Origin of the sequence: Pseudomonas paraeruginosa, assembly GCF_003025345.2 — a bacterium.
Taxonomy (GTDB): Bacteria; Pseudomonadota; Gammaproteobacteria; order Pseudomonadales; family Pseudomonadaceae; genus Pseudomonas; species Pseudomonas paraeruginosa.
The window spans coordinates 743,674-763,513 of record NZ_CP020560.1 but is presented as its reverse complement, the minus strand read 5'-3'; the positions used below and the strand labels follow the sequence as shown (position 1 = coordinate 763,513).

The 19,840-nt window shown below is 68.7% G+C and carries 14 protein-coding genes and 1 pseudogene; 12 read left to right on the top strand and 3 right to left on the bottom strand.

Features of this window, described 5'->3' with window-relative positions; all coding sequences use genetic code 11:
• Window positions 1-676 precede the first annotated feature (676 nt).
• From mexG to B7D75_RS03710, 4 genes are read left to right on the top strand one after another with little or no spacing between them, the layout of a single operon-like run.
• Window positions 677-1,123 (top strand): multidrug efflux RND transporter inhibitory subunit MexG, encoded by a 447-nt coding sequence (gene mexG, locus B7D75_RS03725; protein WP_012074254.1) that lies wholly within the window; start codon window positions 677-679, stop codon window positions 1,121-1,123.
• Window positions 1,124-1,130: 7 nt separating this feature from the next.
• Window positions 1,131-2,243, top strand: a complete 1,113-nt coding sequence (gene mexH / locus B7D75_RS03720) for a multidrug efflux RND transporter periplasmic adaptor MexH (protein ID WP_043100492.1) — start codon at window positions 1,131-1,133, stop codon at window positions 2,241-2,243.
• Between the two features lie 12 nt (window positions 2,244-2,255).
• Window positions 2,256-5,345: a multidrug efflux RND transporter permease MexI gene (gene mexI, locus B7D75_RS03715; RefSeq protein ID WP_043100494.1), complete on the top strand. Its 3,090-nt coding sequence runs from the start codon at window positions 2,256-2,258 to the stop codon at window positions 5,343-5,345.
• Window positions 5,342-6,784, top strand: coding sequence for an efflux transporter outer membrane subunit (locus tag B7D75_RS03710; protein ID WP_033998390.1), 1,443 nt, complete (start codon window positions 5,342-5,344; stop codon window positions 6,782-6,784). The genes mexI and B7D75_RS03710 overlap by 4 nt, the downstream gene beginning before the upstream one ends.
• 10 nt (window positions 6,785-6,794) lie before the next feature.
• On the opposite strand, the gene B7D75_RS03705 is transcribed toward B7D75_RS03710, so the two are convergent.
• On the bottom strand, window positions 6,795-7,799 hold the full coding sequence (locus tag B7D75_RS03705; RefSeq protein WP_034081428.1) for a methyltransferase: 1,005 nt from the start codon (window positions 7,797-7,799) through the stop codon (window positions 6,795-6,797).
• Between the two features lie 698 nt (window positions 7,800-8,497).
• Between B7D75_RS03705 and B7D75_RS29500 the strand changes: the two are divergent.
• The 8 genes and pseudogenes from B7D75_RS29500 to phzM form a co-directional block, all read left to right on the top strand.
• Window positions 8,498-8,983 (top strand): annotated as a pseudogene (locus tag B7D75_RS29500) (PhzA/PhzB family protein); the annotation flags it as partial.
• 33 nt (window positions 8,984-9,016) lie between these two features.
• Window positions 9,017-9,505 carry a phenazine biosynthesis protein gene (locus B7D75_RS29495; RefSeq protein WP_041025452.1) on the top strand — a complete coding sequence of 163 codons (489 nt, stop codon included), beginning with the start codon at window positions 9,017-9,019 and terminating at the stop codon, window positions 9,503-9,505.
• A 35-nt stretch (window positions 9,506-9,540) separates the two neighbouring features.
• Complete coding sequence (phzC, locus tag B7D75_RS03690; protein ID WP_043104239.1) at window positions 9,541-10,758, top strand: phenazine biosynthesis protein PhzC; 1,218 nt, start codon at window positions 9,541-9,543, stop codon at window positions 10,756-10,758.
• On the top strand, window positions 10,755-11,378 hold the full coding sequence (phzD, locus tag B7D75_RS03685; protein WP_003157855.1) for a phenazine biosynthesis protein PhzD: 624 nt from the start codon (window positions 10,755-10,757) through the stop codon (window positions 11,376-11,378). The genes phzC and phzD overlap by 4 nt, the downstream gene beginning before the upstream one ends.
• Entirely contained in the window at window positions 11,375-13,258 is a 1,884-nt protein-coding gene (gene phzE / locus B7D75_RS03680; protein ID WP_107113745.1) for a phenazine biosynthesis protein PhzE, read from the top strand. Before phzD ends, phzE begins: the two co-directional genes overlap by 4 nt.
• Before the next feature lie 13 nt (window positions 13,259-13,271).
• A complete protein-coding gene (gene phzF / locus B7D75_RS03675; RefSeq protein ID WP_012074246.1) occupies window positions 13,272-14,108 on the top strand; it encodes a phenazine biosynthesis protein PhzF in 837 nt (278 codons plus the stop codon).
• A 25-nt stretch (window positions 14,109-14,133) separates the two neighbouring features.
• Window positions 14,134-14,778: a phenazine biosynthesis FMN-dependent oxidase PhzG gene (phzG, locus tag B7D75_RS03670; protein WP_043104244.1), complete on the top strand. Its 645-nt coding sequence runs from the start codon at window positions 14,134-14,136 to the stop codon at window positions 14,776-14,778.
• Window positions 14,779-15,021: 243 nt separating this feature from the next.
• The gene (gene phzM / locus B7D75_RS03660) at window positions 15,022-16,230 is read left to right on the top strand and encodes a pyocyanin biosynthetic protein PhzM (protein WP_107113744.1); all 1,209 of its coding nucleotides are present in this window, start codon (window positions 15,022-15,024) and stop codon (window positions 16,228-16,230) included.
• A gap of 103 nt (window positions 16,231-16,333) precedes the next feature.
• On the opposite strand, the gene B7D75_RS03655 is transcribed toward phzM, so the two are convergent.
• Together B7D75_RS03655 and fptA are read right to left on the bottom strand one after the other, a co-directional pair.
• A complete protein-coding gene (locus tag B7D75_RS03655) occupies window positions 16,334-17,578 on the bottom strand; it encodes a RhtX/FptX family siderophore transporter (protein WP_053816640.1) in 1,245 nt (414 codons plus the stop codon).
• Window positions 17,579-17,647: 69 nt separating this feature from the next.
• On the bottom strand, window positions 17,648-19,807 hold the full coding sequence (gene fptA / locus B7D75_RS03650) for a Fe(3+)-pyochelin receptor FptA (protein ID WP_058129650.1): 2,160 nt from the start codon (window positions 19,805-19,807) through the stop codon (window positions 17,648-17,650).
• Window positions 19,808-19,840: the final 33 nt, after the last annotated feature.

Below are 19,840 nucleotides of genomic sequence, written 5' to 3'. Positions count from 1 at the left end.
GTTCAAGCTTTAAGCGACACCCTCCCTCAGTTGTTAACTGCCATGCAGGCAGCCAAGTCGCGAGCGATATAGAGCCGTAGGGCGAATGCCGCCATAGGCGGTATCCGCCGAAACCCCAGATAAGCGGCGGATAACCGCAAGCGGTCATCCGCCCTACGGAACCCGGCTCGACCTGTGGCGGTCTGGCATGCACGAAGCCATGCTTGCCCGCCAATCGGTGGAGCGAGGGAAACGCAGTAACAGCCGAAGGCTGGAACCCCGGTCGCGCAGCGGCTGGGGCCGGATGCCGGGGCGAACGCTCCTGGTTAGTTCTTTCGGGCCGGCCATCGGGCGCTTGAAAGAAGTGACTCGCCCGGGAAGGCGAAACAGGACGTCGGGGCAGGCACGGCAAGCAGCCAGACCACCCAGCCTGACGCCCACCCAAGCTTTGAGCGACACCCTCCCCCTGCGACAAATCGCCAGCCCCCTCCTCCCACAGCTCAACGGCGCCCGCAAATCCGCCCGCAGCCCGCGCCCGCCAAGCCCTCCAGCCCTGTCCGCGGCGCCCTTGACCTCAACTTAAGTTGAGGTTCTATAGTCCCCGCAGCGGTCACACCGCTCCGTTTCCCCAAGGACCACGAACAGCCCCGGCGGCCGCTTCGCGACGCCGGATGGCGCCCAGCACAAGGAACGACACATGCAGCGCTTCATCGATAACTCGCTCGAAAGCAACTGGCTCTGGCTCACCGCCCGGATCTGCCTGGCCCTGATGTTCGTCGCCTCGGGACTGGCGAAGCTGTTCGACTACCAGGCCAGCCTGGAGGAAATGCGCGCCGCCGGCCTGGAGCCGGCCTGGCTGTTCAACATCGCCACCGCCATCACCCTGCTGGCCGGCTCCGCGCTGGTCCTGCTGGACCGCAAGCTTTGGCTCGGCGCCGGGGCGCTGGCGGTGTTCCTGCTGCTGACCATCCTCATCGTCCATACCTTCTGGAGCAAGACCGGCGTCGAAGCCAAGCTGGCGATGTTCTTCGCCCTCGAGCACATCGCGGTGATCGGCGGCCTGATCGCCACGGCGATCGCCAGCGCGCTGCGCCAGCGACTGCGCCAGGAAACGCCCGTCGCCGCCACCTACCAGAAGGCCTGAGACAATCATGCAGAAACCCGTCCTGATCGCCAGTGCCGCGCTGCTCTGCGCGGCCGTCGTCGGCATCGCCGTGTACGCCACCGGTTCGGCGAAGAAAGACACCGGCGGCTTCGCCGGCTACCCACCGGTGAAAGTCGCCCTCGCCACGGTGGAGCGGCGGGTGGTGCCGCGTCTCTTCGACGGCGTCGGCGAACTGGAAGCGGGCCGCCAGGTCCAGGTGGCCGCCGAAGCGGCCGGACGGATCACCCGCATCGCCTTCGAGTCCGGCCAGCAGGTCGAACGGGGCCAGTTGCTGGTGCAGCTCAACGACGCGGTGGAACAGGCCGACCTGATCCGTCTCAAGGCGCAGTTGCGCAACGCCGAGATCCTGCATGCCCGGGCGCGCAAGCTGGTGGAGCGCAACGTCGCCTCGCAGGAGCAGCTGGACAATGCCGTCGCCGCCCGCGACATGGCGCTCGGCGCGGTGCGCCAGACCCAGGCGCTGATCGAGCAGAAGGCGATCCGCGCGCCCTTCTCCGGCCGGCTCGGCATCCGCCGCGTGCACCTCGGCCAATACCTCGGCATCGCCGAGCCGGTGGCCAGCCTGGTGGATGCGCGGACCCTCAAGAGCAACTTTTCCCTGGACGAAAGCACCAGCCCCGAGCTGAAGGTCGGACAGACCCTCGAGGTGCTGGTCGACGCCTACCCGGGGCGCAGCTTCCCGGCGCGCATCAGCGCCATCGACCCGCTGATCGGCAAGTCGCGCACGGTGCAGGTCCAGGCCGTGCTGGAGAACCCCGAGGGCCTGCTCGCCGCCGGGATGTTCGCCAGCGTTCGCGTCTCGCGCAAGGCCGACGCGCCGTCGCTGAGCGTGCCGGAAACCGCGGTCACCTACACCGCCTACGGCGACACCGTGTTCGTCGCCCGCCAGGAGGGCGACCAGCCGCTCAGCGCCAGGCGCGTCTCGGTGCGGGTCGGCGAGCGCTGGGACGGTCGCGTGGAAATCCTCCAGGGCCTCGCCGAGGGCGACCGGGTGGTGACCTCCGGGCAGATCAACCTGAGCGACGGCATGGCCGTGGAACCGGTCAAGGAAGACACCCTGAGCAGCGCCGCGCTCCCCGTGCCGGTCGCCGGCCGCTGAAGGAAACCCGCGATGACCTTTACCGACCTGTTCGTCCGCCGGCCGGTGCTGGCGCTGGTGGTCAGCACGCTGATCCTGCTGCTCGGCCTGTTCTCCCTGGGCAAGCTGCCGATCCGCCAGTATCCGCTGCTGGAAAGCTCGACCATCACCGTCACCACCGAATATCCCGGCGCCTCCGCCGACCTCATGCAGGGCTTCGTCACCCAGCCGATCGCCCAGGCGGTGTCCTCGGTGGAAGGCATCGACTACCTGTCCTCGACCTCGGTGCAGGGGCGCAGCGTGGTGACCATCCGCATGCTGCTCAACCGCGACTCGACCCAGGCGATGACCGAGACCATGGCCAAGGTCAACTCGGTGCGCTACAAGCTGCCCGAGCGTGCCTACGACTCGGTGATCGAGCGCTCTTCCGGCGAGACCACCGCGGTGGCCTATGTCGGCTTCTCCAGCAAGACCCTGCCGATCCCGGCGCTGACCGACTACCTGTCGCGGGTGGTCGAGCCGATGTTCTCCTCCATCGACGGCGTGGCCAAGGTCCAGACCTTCGGCGGCCAGCGCCTGGCCATGCGCCTCTGGCTCGACGCCGATCGCCTCGCCGGGCGCGGCCTGACCGCCTCCGACGTGGCCGAGGCGATCCGCCGCAACAACTACCAGGCCGCGCCGGGAATGGTGAAGGGTCAGTACGTGCTGTCCAACGTGCGGGTCAACACCGACCTGACCAATGTCGACGACTTCCGCGAGATGGTCATCCGCAACGATGGCAACGGCCTGGTCCGCCTGCGCGATGTCGGCACCGTCGAGCTGGGCGCCGCGGCCACCGAGACCAGCGCGCTGATGGACGGCGAACCGGCGGTGCACCTGGGGCTGTTCCCGACGCCCACCGGCAACCCGCTGGTGATCGTCGACGGCATCCGCAAGCTGCTGCCGGATATCCAGAAGACCCTGCCGCCGGACGTCCGCGTCGACCTCGCCTACGAGACCTCGCGCTTCATCCAGGCGTCCATCGACGAGGTGGTGCGGACCCTGGTCGAGGCCCTGGTGATCGTGGTGCTGGTGATCTACCTCTGCCTCGGCTCGCTGCGCAGCGTGCTGATCCCGGTGGCGACCATTCCTCTGTCGATGCTCGGCGCCGCCGCGCTGATGCTGGCCTTCGGCTTCAGCGTCAACCTGCTGACCCTGCTGGCGATGGTGCTGGCCATCGGGCTGGTGGTGGACGACGCCATCGTGGTGGTGGAGAACGTCCACCGCCACATCGAGGAAGGCAAGTCGCCGGTGGCGGCGGCGCTGATCGGCGCCCGCGAAGTGGCCGGCCCGGTGATCGCCATGACCATCACCCTGGCCGCCGTATATACCCCCATCGGCCTGATGGGCGGCCTCACCGGCGCGCTGTTCCGCGAGTTCGCCCTGACCCTGGCCGGCGCGGTGATCGTTTCCGGGGTGGTGGCGCTGACCCTGTCGCCGGTGATGAGTTCGCTGCTGCTCCAGCCCCACCAGAACGAGGGCCGCATGGGCCGCGCCGCCGAATGGTTCTTCGGCGGCCTGACGCGGCGCTACGGGCAGGTCCTGGAATTCTCCCTGGGCCACCGCTGGCTGACCGGCGGCCTGGCATTGCTGGTGTGCATCAGCCTGCCGCTGCTGTATTCGATGCCCAAGCGCGAACTGGCGCCGACCGAGGACCAGGCCGCGGTGCTCACCGCGATCAAGGCACCGCAGCACGCCAACCTCGACTACGTCGAACTGTTCGCGCGCAAGCTCGACCGGGTCTACACCAGCATCCCGGAAACCGTGGGCACCTGGATCATCAACGGCACCGACGGACCGGCGGCGAGCTTCGGCGGGATCAACCTGGCGGCCTGGGACAAGCGCGAGCGCGACGCCTCGGCGATCCAGTCCGAGCTGCAGGGCAAGGTCGGCGACGTCGAGGGCAGCAGCATCTTCGCCTTCCAGCTGGCCGCCCTGCCCGGCTCCACCGGCGGCCTGCCGGTACAACTGGTGCTGCGCAGCCCGCAGGACTACCCGGTGCTCTACCGGACCATGGAAGAGATCAAGCAGAAGGCCCGGCAGAGCGGCCTGTTCGTGGTGGTCGACAGCGACCTGGACTACAACAACCCGGTGGTGCAGATCCGTATCGACCGGGCCAAGGCCAACAGCCTGGGCATCCGCATGCAGGACATCGGCGAGTCGCTGGCGGTGCTGGTGGGCGAGAACTACATCAACCGCTTCGGCATGGAAGGCCGCTCCTACGACGTGATCCCGCAGAGCCTGCGCGACCAGCGCTTCACCCCGCAGGCGCTGGCCCGGCAGTTCGTGCGCACCCAGGACGGCAATCTGGTGCCGCTGTCGACGGTGGTACGGGTGGAACTCAAGGTCGAGCCGAACAAGCTGATCCAGTTCGACCAGCAGAACGCCGCGACCCTCCAGGCGATTCCCGCGCCCGGCGTCTCCATGGGCCAGGCGGTGGCCTTCCTCGACGAGGTGGCGCGCGGCCTGCCGGCCGGCTTCAGCCACGACTGGCAATCCGACTCGCGGCAGTACACCCAGGAAGGCAATACCCTGGCCTTCGCCTTCCTCGCCGCGCTGGTGGTGATCTACCTGGTGCTCGCCGCGCAGTACGAGAGCCTGGCCGACCCGCTGATCATCCTGATCACCGTGCCGCTGTCGATCTGCGGCGCCCTGCTGCCACTGGCGCTGGGCTACGCGACGATGAACATCTATACGCAGATCGGCCTGGTCACCCTGATCGGCCTGATCAGCAAGCACGGCATCCTCATGGTCGAGTTCGCCAACGAACTGCAGGTCCACGAGCGCCTCGACCGCCGCGCGGCGATCCTGCGCGCCGCGCAGATCCGCCTGCGACCGGTGCTGATGACCACCGCGGCGATGGTCTTCGGTCTGGTGCCACTGCTCTTCGCCAGCGGCGCAGGCGCCGCCAGCCGCTTCGGCCTGGGCGTGGTGATCGTCTGCGGGATGCTGGTCGGCACCCTCTTCACCCTGTTCGTGCTGCCCACCGTCTACACCCTGCTGGCGCGCAACCACGCGGAAGTCGACCAGAGCCCGCGCAACCGCCAACTGGCCGAGGCCGACCTCCTGGTGAACAAGACATGAAGCATCCGCACTTCCCGCGCCTGGCGCTGGCCCTGGGCATCGCCGCGAGCCTGGCGGCCTGCAGCGTCGGCCCCGACTACCAGCGCCCGCAGACACCGGCGACACGCATCGCCAGCCAGCACGCCGGCGAGTTCTCCGCCGAGCGGCGGCAGGCGCCCTGGTGGAGCTTCTTCGACGACCCGCAACTGGTGCGCCTCGTCGACCAGGCGCTGGCGCACAACCACGATATCCGCGAGGCCCGCGCCAACCTGCGCAGCGCCCGCGCGCTGTACGACGAGCGCTGGCTCGACCAGTTGCCCCAAGTGACCAGCCAGGCCGGCTACAACCGCAGCCTCGCGCAACAGGCGGACTACGACGGCGAGCCGCGCCGGAGACTTTCGGAGAGCTACCGCGCCGGCTTCGACGCGCAATGGGAAATCGATCTGTTCGGCCGCCTCGGGCATCTTTCCGATGCCGCCCTGGCGCGTGCCGAAGCGGCCAGTGCCGACCTCGAGCTGGCGCGCCTGAGCATCGCCGCCGACACCGCCCGCGCCTACTTCGAGGTCCAGGGCTACCAGCGCCGCCTGGACGTGGCCCGCGCCCAGGTGCGCAGCTGGCGCGACACCCTGGAACTGACCCGCAGCAGCCTGCAGTTGGGCAGCGGCCTGCCGGAAGAGGTGGAGAACGCCCAGGCCAACCTGTCGCGCAGCGAAGCGGCGGTTCCGCCGCTGACCAGCGCGCTGGAGGCCGCTCGCTACCGCCTCGACGTGCTGCGCGGCGAGGCGCCGGGCAGCGGCGCCCCGGTACTCGACGGCGGCGCCGCGCCATTGGCGAAGAACCTGCCGCTGGGCGACGTCGACTACCTGATCCTCCAGCGCCCCGACGTCATCAGCGCCGAACGGCAACTGGCGGCGAGCAGCGAGGATGTCGGCGCGGCCACCGCCGAGCTGTATCCGCGCCTCGACCTGGGCGGCTTCATCGGCTTCTTCGCCTTGCGCAGCGGCGACCTCGGCAGCGCTTCGCGTGCCTTCGAACTGGCGCCCGCGGTCAGCTGGCCGGCGTTCCGCCTGGGCAACGTGCGGGCGCGCCTGCGCGCCGCCGAGGCGCAGTCCGACGCCGCCCTGGCGCGCTACCAGCGCACCCTGCTGCTGGCCCAGGAGGATGTCGGCAACGCTCTCAACCAGTTGGCCGAGCACCAGCGCCGGCTGGTCGCCCTGGTGCGCTCCGCGAGCCACGCCGGCAACGCCCTGGAGATCGCCAACGAACGCTACCGCGCCGGCGCCGGCAGCTACCTGGCGGTGCTGGAGAACCAGCGCGCGCTGTATCAGATCCGCGAGGAACTGGCACAGGCGGAGACCGCCTCGTTCGTCAACGTCATCGCCCTCTACAAGGCACTCGGCTGGGGCACCGACAGTCGTTTGCCGGAGGTCCGCCAACTGGCCGCCGGCGAAGGCCGTTGAGGCGGCCGGCTCAGGCCCTGGCGGCGACGATCATGCGCGTCTCCATCGGCAGGTCGACGATCCGCTCCACCGCGAAGCCGCCACGCCCTAGCAGCCCGACGACCTCCTCGGTGGTGCGGTGGCGGCCGTCGCAGGCCATGAACAGGTGCACGTCCCAGAGCACCGACATCGGCGACGGTTCGCTGGCCGAGATGGTCCGCTCGATCACCACCACCCGGCCGTCCTCGGCCATCGCCTGGCGGCAGTTGCCGAGCAGGACGAGACTGGTGGCCTCGTCGAGGTCGCCGATGATCCGCGACAACAGGTAGAAGTCGCCGTTGGCCGGCACCTCGCGCAACATGTCGCCGCCCACCAGGCTGACACGCTCGCCCGCCAGCAGGCCGGCGAGGTTGTCGCGGGCCACGGCGAGCGAACCTTCGCGATCGAGCATCACCCCGCGTGCGCTGGGCTCGGCTTCCAGGATCACCTTGGTCAGTTCGCCGGAACCGCCACCGACGTCGACGAAGCAGCGCTCGCGGAAGTCCAGGAGACCGGGGATCTGGTGGAAGGCCAGGTTGCTCGCCTTCATCGCCAGCAGGAAGCGCCGGCCGGCGTCCGGACAGCGACGCAGGTAGGCATAGAAACTCTCGCCGAAGGCCAGCTCGAAGCCCGGCGTGCCGCCGAGCAGGGCTTCGTAGGCGTGGGTCCAGGCGGCATGGAACTCCTCGCCGTAGAACAGCACCATGTCGCGGAAGGAGCCGGGCGCTTCGCGCAGCAACTGGCTGGTGGGGGTGTTGGTGTAGCCGCCACGGGCATCGCCCTGGAATATCTCGAAGCCCACCAGCAGGCGCATCAGCCGGTGGATGCGTTCGGCATCGGAGCCGACCGCGGCGGCCAGGGCTTCGTCGGTGTCGACCCCGCTTTCGATCAGGTCGGCCAGCCCCAGCCGCGTGGCGGCGTAGACGCAACGCGACTTCCATTCCCCCGTAACAACTTGTATCAAATCGCGCGCAGCAGCAAGATTCGTATTGTTCATGTTTTATTCTCTCTCGTTACACATTTCTGTAACCCGAGAACTATCCGAGCGCTCTAACTCGCACTTTTCACCGCCATGGCGAAAAACACCACAGAACGCAAAAGTTCATTCGGATCATTGAGAAGAAAATGCGCCCACCCCTTGGGGCCAGCGCCACCTGGATCTCGGTGCAACAACAACTCTGGAATATTCGAAGCGCCCGTTCCAGAGCTATTCCCCGTCTATCGAAAGTACGAAATGACAACTTCGACACAGCCAGCGACGGTGCGGGGAAGCCCAGCTTAGCAATTCCGGATACCCTGTCTGGCACCTACCAGATCTTGTAGTTGAGCCGGCACGATCGTTCTGTGTTTTATGCAATCCACATCAGCGACCAGGGATGCTGGCTATTTGAACTACTTCACGGAATCACGCTGAAAGTCTCCGCGACCTCGTCCATCGCAACTTAACGAAAGCATTACGAACTCATTACCAAAAGGTTTCCAATGGAAACCCGACAGGGAATTTCTATTGCCTTTCGAAAAGTCGAAAACGCGAACGACGACATGTAACGCGGGATTTCAAGGCCCCTGTAAATAGTGTGCGCATCGAATCTCGCTCCTTTGCTGAGCGACGAACTCCCGCGCCTCGACGAATGACGACTGCCGCATGGAAGAAGTTTTCCCCCGGCATACCCGAGAGACCTCCCGGAGGCAGGCATGAGCGGCCAGCGCTACAGCGATACCCCGGTCGACATCCAGCGAATGCGGCGCCTGAATCGCGCCACGGTGGAGCGCTACATGGCGCTGAAGGGCGCCGAGCGGCTGCAGCGGCACCGCCTGTTCCACGCCGATGGCTGCGCCGGGAACTGGACCACCGACAGCGGCGAGCCCCTGGTTTTCCAAGGCCACGAGAGCCTGGCGCGGCTCGAGCACTGGCTCGAGGAGTGCTTTCCCGACTGGCAGTGGCACAACGTGCGGATCTTCGAGACCGACGATCCGAACCACTTCTGGGTGGAGTGCGACGGACGCGGCAAGGTGCTGCTGCCCGGCTACCCGGAGGGCTATTGCGAGAACCACTACATCCATTCCTTCGAACTCGAGAGCGGCCGGATAAAACGCAATCGCGAGTTCATGAACCCGTTGCAGAAGTTCCGCGCCCTGGGAATTCCCGTGCCTTCAATACAACGTGAAGGCCTTCCCAGTTCGAATGTCATCGACCGCCATGGAGTAGCAAAGATGCCCGACACGACCAGCCTTTCCAACTACAGCGAAACCGAGCAACTTCGCGAAAAGAATCGCGCCACCGTAGAAAAATACATGAATACCAAGGGCCAGGATCGCCTGCGCCGCCATGAACTTTTCGTCGAGGATGGTTGCGGCGGCCTGTGGACCACCGATACCGGCGAACCGATCGTCATTCGCGGCAAGGACAAACTTGCAGAACATGCCGTCTGGTCATTGAAATGTTTTCCCGACTGGGAGTGGTACAACATCAAGATATTCGGAACCGACGACCCCAATCATTTCTGGGTCGAATGCGATGGCCACGGCAAGATTCTCTTTCCAGGTTATCCCGAAGGTTATTACGAAAATCACTTCCTGCATTCCTTCGAACTCGAAGACGGCAAGATAAAACGCAACCGCGAGTTCATGAATGTATTCCAGCAACTGCGCGCCTTGAGCATTCCGGTTCCGGAAATAAAACGCGAAGGCATTCCCACTTGATCGAATCGATATCTCCGGCCGAAGGGGGACCCAGCATGGACGATCTATTGCAACGCGTACGGCGCTGCGAAGCGCTGCAGCAACCCGAGTGGGGCGATGCGTCGCGGCTGCGCGAGGTGCAGGCGTACCTGCGCGGCAGCCCGGCGCTGATCCGCGCCGGCGACATCCTGGCCCTGCGCGCGACCCTGGCGCGGGTGGCGCGCGGCGAGGCGCTGGTGGTGCAGTGCGGCGACTGCGCCGAGGACATGGACGACCACCATGCCGAGAACGTGGCGCGCAAGGCGGCGGTGCTGGAACTGCTGGCCGGCGCCCTGCGCCTGGCCGGCAAGCGCCCGGTGATCCGCGTCGGGCGCATCGCCGGGCAGTACGCCAAGCCGCGCTCCAAGCCGCACGAGCAGGTCGACGGGCAGACCCTGCCGGTCTACCGCGGCGACATGGTCAACGGCCGCGAGGCTCACGCCGAGCGGCGCCAGGCCGATCCGCAGCGGATCCTCAAGGGCTACGCGGCGGCGCGCAACGTCATGCGTCACCTGGGCTGGGACGCCGCTTCCGGGCAGGAGGCGAACGCCTCGCCGGTGTGGACCAGCCACGAGATGCTGCTGCTCGACTACGAGCTGGCGATGCTGCGCGAGGACGAGCAGCGCCGGGTCTACCTCGGCTCGACCCATTGGCCGTGGATCGGCGAACGCACCCGCCAGGTCGACGGCGCCCACGTGGCGCTGCTGGCCGAGGTGCTCAACCCGGTGGCCTGCAAGGTCGGCCCGGAGATCGGCCGCGAGCAGTTGCTGGCGCTCTGCGAGCGCCTCGATCCGCGCCGCGAGCCGGGGCGCCTGACGCTGATCGCGCGGATGGGCGCGCAGAAGGTCGGCGAGCGCCTGCCGCCGCTGGTGGAGGCGGTGCGCGCGGCCGGGCACCCGGTGATCTGGCTGAGCGACCCGATGCACGGCAACACCATCGTCGCCCCCTGCGGCAACAAGACCCGCCTGGTGCGCAGCATCGCCGAGGAGGTGGCGGCGTTCCGCCTGGCGGTGTCCGGCTCCGGCGGGGTGGCCGCCGGGCTGCACCTGGAGACCACCCCGGACGACGTCACCGAGTGCGTCGCCGATTCCAGCGGCCTGCACCAGGTCGGCCGGCACTACACCAGCCTCTGCGATCCGCGGCTCAACCCCTGGCAGGCGCTCAGCGCGGTGATGGCCTGGTCCGGCGCGCAGGCGAGCCCGAGCGCAACCTTCCCCCTGGAGACCGTGGCATGAGCGGCATTCCCGAAATCCTCGCCTATCCCTTGCCGACCGCCGGCCAGCTGCCGGCCAACCTGGCGCGCTGGAACCTGGAGCCGGCGCGCGCGGTGCTGCTGGTGCACGACATGCAGCGCTACTTCCTGCGCCCGCTGCCGGCGAGCCTGCGCGCCGACCTGGTGGCCAACGCCGCGCGACTGCGCCGCTGGTGCGCCGGGCAGGGCGTGCAGATCGCCTACACCGCCCAGCCGGGCAGCATGACCGAGGAGCAGCGCGGCCTGCTCAAGGACTTCTGGGGCCCGGGCATGCGCGCCAGTCCCGCCGACCGCGAGGTGGTCGAGGAGCTGGCGCCGGGGCCGGACGACTGGCTGCTGACCAAGTGGCGCTACAGCGCCTTCTTCCACTCCGACCTGTTGCAGCGCATGCGCGCCGCCGGCCGCGACCAGCTGGTGCTGTGCGGCGTGTATGCCCACGTCGGGGTGCTGATCTCCACGGTCGACGCCTACTCCAACGACATCCAGCCGTTCCTGGTGGCCGACGCCATCGCCGACTTCAGCGAGGCGCACCACCGCATGGCCCTGGAATACGCTGCCAGCCGCTGCGCGATGGTGGTCACCACCGACGAGGTGCTCGCATGAACGGCCTGCCCACATCGCTGCTGCAACGCCTGCTCGAGCGGCCGGCGCCGTTCGCCTTGCTCTACCGTCCGGAAAGCAATGGCCCGGGCCTGCTCGACGTGATCCGTGGCGAGGCGCACGAGCTGCGCAGCCTGGCCGAGCTGCCGCTGGACGAGCCCGGCGCCGGCCTGCCGCGCCACGACCTGCTGGCGCTGATTCCCTACCGGCAGATCGCCGAGCGCGGCTTCGAGGCGCTCGACGACGGCGCGCCGCTGCTGGCGCTGAAGGTCCTGGAGCAGGAGCTGCTGCCGCTGGAACAGGCCCTGGCGCTGCTGCCGAACCAGGCGCTGGCCCTGGACGAGGAAGGCTTCGACCTCGACGACGAGGAATACGCCGAGGTGGTCCGGCGGGTCATCGCCGACGAGATCGGCCGCGGCGAAGGCGCCAACTTCGTGATCAAGCGGCGCTTCCAGGCGCGCATCGACGGCTACGCCACGGCCAGCGCGCTGAGCTTCTTCCGCCAGTTGCTGCTGCGCGAGAAGGGCGCCTACTGGACCTTCATCATCCACACCGGCGAACGCACCCTGGTCGGCGCCTCGCCCGAGCGGCACATCAGCGTGCGCGACGGCCTGGCGGTGATGAACCCGATCAGCGGCACCTACCGCTATCCGCCGAGCGGGCCGGACCTGGCCGAGGTCATGGAATTCCTCGACAACCGCAAGGAAGCCGACGAGCTGTACATGGTGGTCGACGAGGAACTGAAGATGATGGCGCGGATCTGCGAGGACGGCGGCCGGGTGCTCGGACCCTACCTCAAGGAGATGGCGCACCTGGCGCACACCGAGTACTTCATCGAGGGCCAGAGCAACCGCGACGTGCGCGAGATCCTGCGCGAGACGCTGTTCGCCCCGACCGTCACCGGCAGCCCGCTGGAAAGCGCCTGCCGGGTGATCCGCCGCTACGAGCCGCAGGGGCGCGGCTACTACAGCGGGGTCGCGGCGCTGATCGGCGGCGACGGCCAGGGCGGGCGCACGCTGGACTCGGCGATCCTGATCCGCACCGCCGAGATCGAGGCCGACGGTCGCCTGCGCATCGGCGTCGGCTCGACCATCGTGCGCCACTCCGATCCCCGCGGCGAGGCCGCGGAAAGCCGCGCCAAGGCCTCCGGGCTGATCGCCGCGCTGAAGAGCCAGGCACCGCAGCGCCTGGGCTCGCATCCGCACGTGGTGGCGGCGCTGGCCAGCCGCAACGCGCCGATCGCCGACTTCTGGCTGCGCGGCGCCAGCGAGCGCCAGCAGTTGCAGGCCGACCTCTCCGGACGCGAGGTGCTGATCGTCGACGCCGAGGACACCTTCACCTCGATGATCGCCAAGCAGCTCAAGTCGCTGGGCCTGGCGGTGAACGTGCGCGGCTTCCAGGAGCCGTACTCGTTCGACGGCTACGACCTGGTGATCATGGGCCCCGGCCCGGGCAACCCCACCGAGGTCGGCCAGCCGAAGATCGGCCACCTGCACCTGGCCATCCGTTCGCTGCTCAGCGAGCGCCGGCCGTTCCTCGCCGTGTGCCTGAGCCACCAGGTGCTGAGCCTGTGCCTGGGCCTGGACCTGCAACGCCGGCAGGAGCCCAACCAGGGCGTGCAGAAACAGATCGACCTGTTCGGCGCCGCCGAGCGCGTCGGCTTCTACAACACCTTCGCCGCGCGCGCCCTGCAGGACCGCATCGAGATCCCCGAGGTCGGCCCGATCGAGATCAGCCGCGACCGCGAGACCGGCGAGGTCCATGCCCTGCGCGGGCCGCGCTTCGCCTCCATGCAATTCCACCCCGAATCGGTGCTGACCCGCGAGGGTCCGCGCATCATCGCCGACCTGCTGCGCCACGCGCTGGTCGAGCGGCGGCCCTGAGCCAGGAGACCCCATGCACAGATATGTCGTGATAGACGCCTTCGCCAGCGAACCGCTGCAAGGCAACCCGGTGGCGGTGTTCTTCGACTGCGACGACCTCAGCGGCGAGCGCATGCAGCGCATGGCGCGGGAGATGAACCTGTCGGAGAGCACCTTCGTGCTCCGCCCGCAAGAGGACGGCGACGCGCGCATCCGCATCTTCACCCCGGTCAACGAACTGCCGTTCGCCGGCCACCCGCTGCTGGGCACCGCCATCGCCCTGGGCGCCGAGACCGACAAGGACAGCCTGTTCCTGGAGACCAGGATGGGCACCGTGCCCTTCACCCTGGAGCGCCAGGACGGCAAGGTGGTGGCCTGCAGCATGCGGCAGCCGATCCCCACCTGGGAGCACTTCGGCCGCCCGGCCGAGCTGCTCGCCGCCCTCGGCCTGAAGGGCTCGACCTTTCCCATCGAGGTCTACCGCAACGGCCCGCGCCACGTCTTCGTCGGCCTGGAGAGCGTCGCCGCGCTGTCCGCGCTGCACCCCGACCACCGCGCCCTGTGCGACTTCCCGGACCTGGCGGTGAACTGCTTCGCCGGCGCCGGGCGGCACTGGCGCAGCCGCATGTTCTCGCCGGCCTACGGCGTGGTCGAGGACGCCGCCACCGGCTCCGCCGCCGGGCCGCTGGCGATCCACCTGGCGCGCCACCGGCAGATCCCCTACGGGCAGCAGATCGAGATCCTCCAGGGCGTCGAGATCGGCCGGCCGTCGCGCATGTACGCGCGCGCCGAGGGCGCCGGCGAGCGGGTCTCGGCGGTGGAAGTGTCGGGCAACGGCGCGGCCTTCGCCGAAGGCCGGGCCTACCTGTGAACCCCCAGAGCAAAGGAGCGCCGCCATGGGCGTGAACCCGAACATCTCCGAGTCCCTCACCGGGACCATCGAAGCCGCCTTCCCGGAGTTCGAGGCGCCGCCGGCGAACCCCATGCAGGTGCTGCGCAACTGGCTGGAACGCGCCCGCCGCTATGGCGTGCGCGAGCCGCGGGCGCTGGCCCTGGCCACGGTCGACGGGCAGGGCCGGCCATCGACGCGGATCGTGGTGATCGCCGAGCTCGGCGAGCGCGGGGTGGTGTTCGCCACCCACGCCGACAGCCAGAAGGGCCGCGAACTGGCGCAGAACCCCTGGGCCTCGGGAGTGCTGTACTGGCGCGAGAGCAGCCAGCAGGTGATCCTCAACGGCATCGCCGAACGCCTGCCCGACGCACGCGCCGACGCCCAGTGGCTGAGCCGCCCGTACCAGACCCACCCGATGTCCATCGCCTCGCGGCAGAGCCAGACCCTCGCCGACATCCACGCCCTGCGCGCCGAGGCCCGCCGCCTGGCCGAAACCGCCGGCCCGCTGCCGCGCCCGCCGGGCTATTGCCTGTTCGAGCTGTGCCTAGAGTCGGTGGAGTTCTGGGGCAACGGCACCGAGCGCCTGCACGAACGCCTGCGCTACGACCGCGACGAGGGAGGCTGGAGGCACCGCTACCTGCAACCGTGACGATGCCGTAGCGCCGGCGTTTCACGGCGGATAACCGCACGCGGTTATTCGCCCTACGCGGCCTCGGAGCCCACCCGGTTCACGGTGGATAACCGCACGTGGCCTCGGAGTCCGGCCGTAGGGCGAATAACGCCACCGGCGTTATCCGCCGCTGCTCCGGCGTTTCACGGCGGATGATCGCAAGCGCTCATCCGTCGCAGCCGAACATCCATCGATTCGAACACTCGAGAAAAGGAAGCACCCATGAGCGAACCCATCGATATCCTCATCGCCGGCGCCGGCATCGGCGGCCTCAGTTGCGCCCTGGCCCTGCACCAGGCCGGCATCGGCAAGGTCACGCTGCTGGAAAGCAGCAGCGAGATACGCCCCCTCGGCGTCGGCATCAATATCCAGCCGGCGGCGGTCGAGGCCCTCGCCGAACTGGGCCTCGGCCCGGCGCTGGCGGCAACCGCCATCCCCACCCACGAGTTGCGCTACATCGACCAGAGCGGCGCCACGGTGTGGTCCGAGCCGCGCGGGGTGGAAGCCGGCAACGCCTATCCGCAGTACTCCATTCACCGCGGCGAACTGCAGATGATCCTGCTCGCCGCGGTGCGCGAACGCCTCGGCCAACAGGCGGTACGCACCGGCCTCGGCGTGGAGCGCATCGAGGAGCACGACGGCCGCGTGCTGATCGGTGCCCGCGACGGACACGGCAAGCCCCAGGCGCTCGGTGCCGATGTGCTGGTCGGCGCCGATGGCATCCATTCGAAGGTGCGCGCGCACCTGCATCCCGACCAGGGGCCGCTGTCCCATGGTGGGATCACCATGTGGCGCGGCGTCACCGAGTTCGACCGCTTCCTCGACGGCAAGACCATGATCGTCGCCAACGACGAGCACTGGTCGCGCCTGGTCGCCTACCCCATCTCGGCGCGCCACGCGGCCGAAGGCAAGTCGCTGGTGAACTGGGTGTGCATGGTGCCGAGCGCCGCCGTCGGCCAGCTCGACAACGAGGCCGACTGGAACCGTGACGGGCGCCTGGAAGACGTGCTGCCGTTCTTCGCCGACTGGGACCTGGGCTGGTTCGACATCCGCGACCTGCTGACCCGCAACCAGTTGATCCTGCAGTACCCGATGGTCGACCGCGATCCGCTGCCGCACTGGGGCCGGGGACGCATCACCCTGCTCGGCGACGCTGCTCACCTGATGTATCCGATGGGCGCCAACGGCGCCTCGCAGGCGATCCTCGACGGCATCGAGCTGGCCGCCGCGTTGGCGCGCAACGCCGACGTGGCCGGGGCCCTGCGCGAATACGAGGAGGCGCGGCGGCCGATGGCCAACAAGATCATCCTGGCCAACCGCGAACGGGAAAAAGAGGAATGGGCCGCTGCCTCGCGGCCGAAAACCGAGAAGAGCGCGGCGCTGGAGGCGATCACCGGCAGCTACCGCAACCAGGTGGAACGGCCGCGCTAGCAAGGCCGGGCAGGCCGCCGCGCCTGCCCTCTCCCAGCTCTCCCGCGAGCGGGAGAGGTGGCGTCCGTGCGGTGCCGGGCGCAGCGCTCCTATCGGCAGCGCCTCAGGCCTCTTCCGCCCGCCCCTTCCACTCCCCGCGCCCTTCGCGGGCCTGCAGTCGCAGGGCGAGCAGCAGGGCCAGCACCGCCAGGGCGCTGCCGCTGAGGAAACCGCCGGCGTAGCCGATCTGTGCGGTGAGGCTGACCAGGAACGAAGATGCCAGCATCTCGCCGAGGTCGCGGGTGCTCTGCACCGCGGTGACGTCGGTGCCGGCCTGATCGCCCTGGCCGGCGAAGCGCATCGCCGCGGTGAGGATCGCCACCGAGGTGATGCCGGTGGCCAGCGAGCCGATCAGCACGCAGGCCCAGGCCAGTCCTTCGCTCAGCGCCAACCAGCGGCTGGCCTGCAGATACCAGAGCAGCGCCGAGCAGCCGGCGAGCACCACGCCGAGGGCGAAACCGCGCCACAGGCCGATCCGCCGGACCAGCCAGGCGCCGCCGCCGCAACCGAGGAATACCGTGACCAGGCCGCCGCTCATACCCAGCCGGCCGATGTCCTGCAAGGACCAGCCGGCATCGCTGAGGTACAGCTTGGAGAGGCCGAAGCCGGATACCGCGGTCATCGCCGACAGCAGCGCCAGCGCCAGCAGCGAAGGCGCCAGCGGCCGACGCAGGAAGCGCAGCAGGCTGGCCTTGGCGGCCGGCGCCGGGGGTAGTTCGTGGGGATCGCCACGGCCCAGGGCGAGCACGCAGCACAGGCTTGCCAGCGGCACGCAGGCCATGACCAGGAAGGCTGCGCGCGGGCCGAAGTGGCCGGCAAGGATCAGGCTGCCGGCGCCACCGCCGAAGAAGCCGATCATCACCCCGGCGATCTGCACCGCGTTGACCTTGGCCAGCAGCTCACCGCTGAAGTGCTCGGCCGCCATGCCGTCGGTGGCGATGTCCTGGGTCGCGCTGGCCAGCGAAGCCAGCGCCAGCAGGCCGACCGCCCAGCCGGCGCTGGCCACGCCGAGGCCGAGCGCCGCCAGGCCGAGCAGGCAGGCGAGGACGAGGCACTGCATCGGCAGGATCCAGCTGCGCCGCCGGCCGAGCCGGCGCGACCAGTGGTTGTCGACCCAGGGCGCCCAGAGGAACTTGACCACCCACGGCAGCCCAACCAACGGCAGGAAGGCCAGCGCCTGCAACGGCGCGCCGTCCTGGCGCAGGAGGGTGGGCAGGGCGTCCATCGCCAGGCCGATGGGTATGCCCTGGGACAGGTAGAGCAACGCCAGGGTGATGACCAGGCGACGGTGGCGATACAGCTCAAGCATGGCGGTCTCCGGGGAGGCGGGAAGGAATGGCGGGCGCCTGCGGGCGGCGGGCAGCGAACCGCCGGGGCATCAGAAGGTGCCCCGCAGGCTGACGTTGAAGCTGCGCGGCTCGCCGTAGCGGTTGTTCCAGTTGGGGTTGGACAGGCTCTGGTAATAGGTGCGGTCGAACAGGTTGTTGACGTTGACCGCCGCCGTCCAGTGCTCGTCGACCCTGTAGCCCAGGCGCAGGTTGACCAGCGCATAACCGCCCTGGCGCATGTCCACGCCGCGATAGTCGACGCTGTAGTCGCTCTGCGCCTGGACCCCGCCGCCGACGCTCCAGCGCCGGTCCTGCCAGGGCAGGTCGTAGTTGCTCCACAGGCGCAGCAGGTGCCGCGGGGTGAAGGTGGAATAGCGCGTACCCGAATCGACCTGGCTGTCCTTGAGGTACTCGGTGCTGGTGTAGGTGTAGCCCGCCGACAGGCTCCAGTAGGGCGTCAGGTAGCCGGTGCCTTCGAGTTCGAAGCCCTGGCTGCGGACCTTGCCGCCACTGATGTAGTACGGGTTGTTCGGCGGTCCGGGATGGTCCGGATCCTCCTGCGGGTTGTTCTCCAGGTCGATGCGGAACGCCGCCAGCGACAGGTTCAGGCGGCCATCGGCCAGCTCGCCCTTGATCCCGGTCTCGTAGGTCTTGCCTTCCACCGGGCGCAACGGTTCGCTGTTCCAGGTCTGGCGGTCCTGCGGCTGGTAGACCTCGGCATAGCTGGCGTACCACGACCAGTCGCGGGCGAAGTCCCAGATCAGGCCGCCGTAGGGGGTGAACTGGCGGCCCGGCTTGAAGCGGGTCGCCGGGGTGTCCTGGTCCCACCAGCTTTCGCGGCCGCCGAGCACCAGGGTCAGCGGCTCGGCCAGCTTGATCCGGCCCAGGGCATAGATGCCCTTCTGGGTGGTCGTGGTGGTGCCAGGCGAGCGATATGCGCCGATCTGCGGACGCGGCACGCTGTGCGGATCCCAGCGGTAGACGTTGACCGGGGTTTCCGCCAGGTTGAGGAGTTGCGCGGTGTCCTGGCGGGTCTCGCCCTGGGCGTAGGTGATCCCGCCGAGCAGTTCGTGGGTCAGGCCGAACAGTTGCAGCGGCCCGTTGAGGTTGGCGTCGAGGCTGCGCTGGATGCTCTTGAACTTGTAGGCGGCGCCCATCAGCCGGCCGCCATCGCCGGTCTGCGGGTCGATGGCGCCGAGCGAGCCGGCGTAGCGCAGGCGCGAGTCGGCTTCCTGGTATTCGGCGCTGACCTTGCCCTTCCAGCCGCCGCCCAGTTGCTGCTCCAGGGAGCCGAAGGCGCGGTAGGTATCCCACTTGAAGCGGTCCCAGTCGACGTCCAGGTAGGTATCGCGGGACAGCCCGAGGCTGGAACCGTCCTTGGCCATCGGCACACCGGCCATGTTGGTGATCGAGTCGATGTGCTGGTACTGCGCGCCGACGGTGAGCAGGGTGTCGGGACTCAGGTCGAACTCGGTCACCCCGTAGAGCAGGCGGGTGCCCTGGTCGGCCACGTCGTAGAAATAGTCGCGGTCCTCGTAGGCCGCCACCGCGCGGCCGCGCACGTTGCCGCTGGCGTTCAGCGGGCCGCCGACATCGACCTCGGCGCGATAGCGGTCCCAGCGCCCGGCGCTGAGCGTGGTGCTGGCGGCGAACTCGCGCTGCGGGCGCTTGCGCACCAGGTTGACGGTGGCCGCCGGGTTGCCGGTGCCGTGCAGCAGGCCGTTGGAGCCGCGGAGAATCTCCACCCGCTCGTAGATCGCCATGTCCTGCGGCGAGCTGGCGGTGTTGCCGAGCAGCGCCGGCACCCCGTCCAGTTCGAAGGAGTCGACCTTGAAGCCGCGCACGTAGTAGGCGGTGGTCAGCAACTGGAACGGCTGCACGGTGACCCCGGTGGCCTGCTGCATGGCCTCGTCGAGGCTGAACAGGTTCTGCTGCTCGAGGCGCTCGCGGTCGATGACGCTGGCCGACTGTGGGATTTCCCGTGGCTTGAGCGGCATCTTGCCCAGGGTGGTCACCCCCGGCGGCTGGCTGGCGGAAGTGCCTTCGCCGCTGATCACCATGTCCGGCAGCTCCGTCTCGCCGTCCTTGCGCGCGTCGGCCACGGCCATCGCCAGCGGGCTCAGCGCCAGCAGCAGGCCCAGGCACAGCGGGGCATGCCGAGTAGGGGCGATGCCCTGGCGTCCCTTGTTCACCTTCGTCTCCGTCTTCATCGTTCGACAGCCTCGGGGATATACGATTTGATA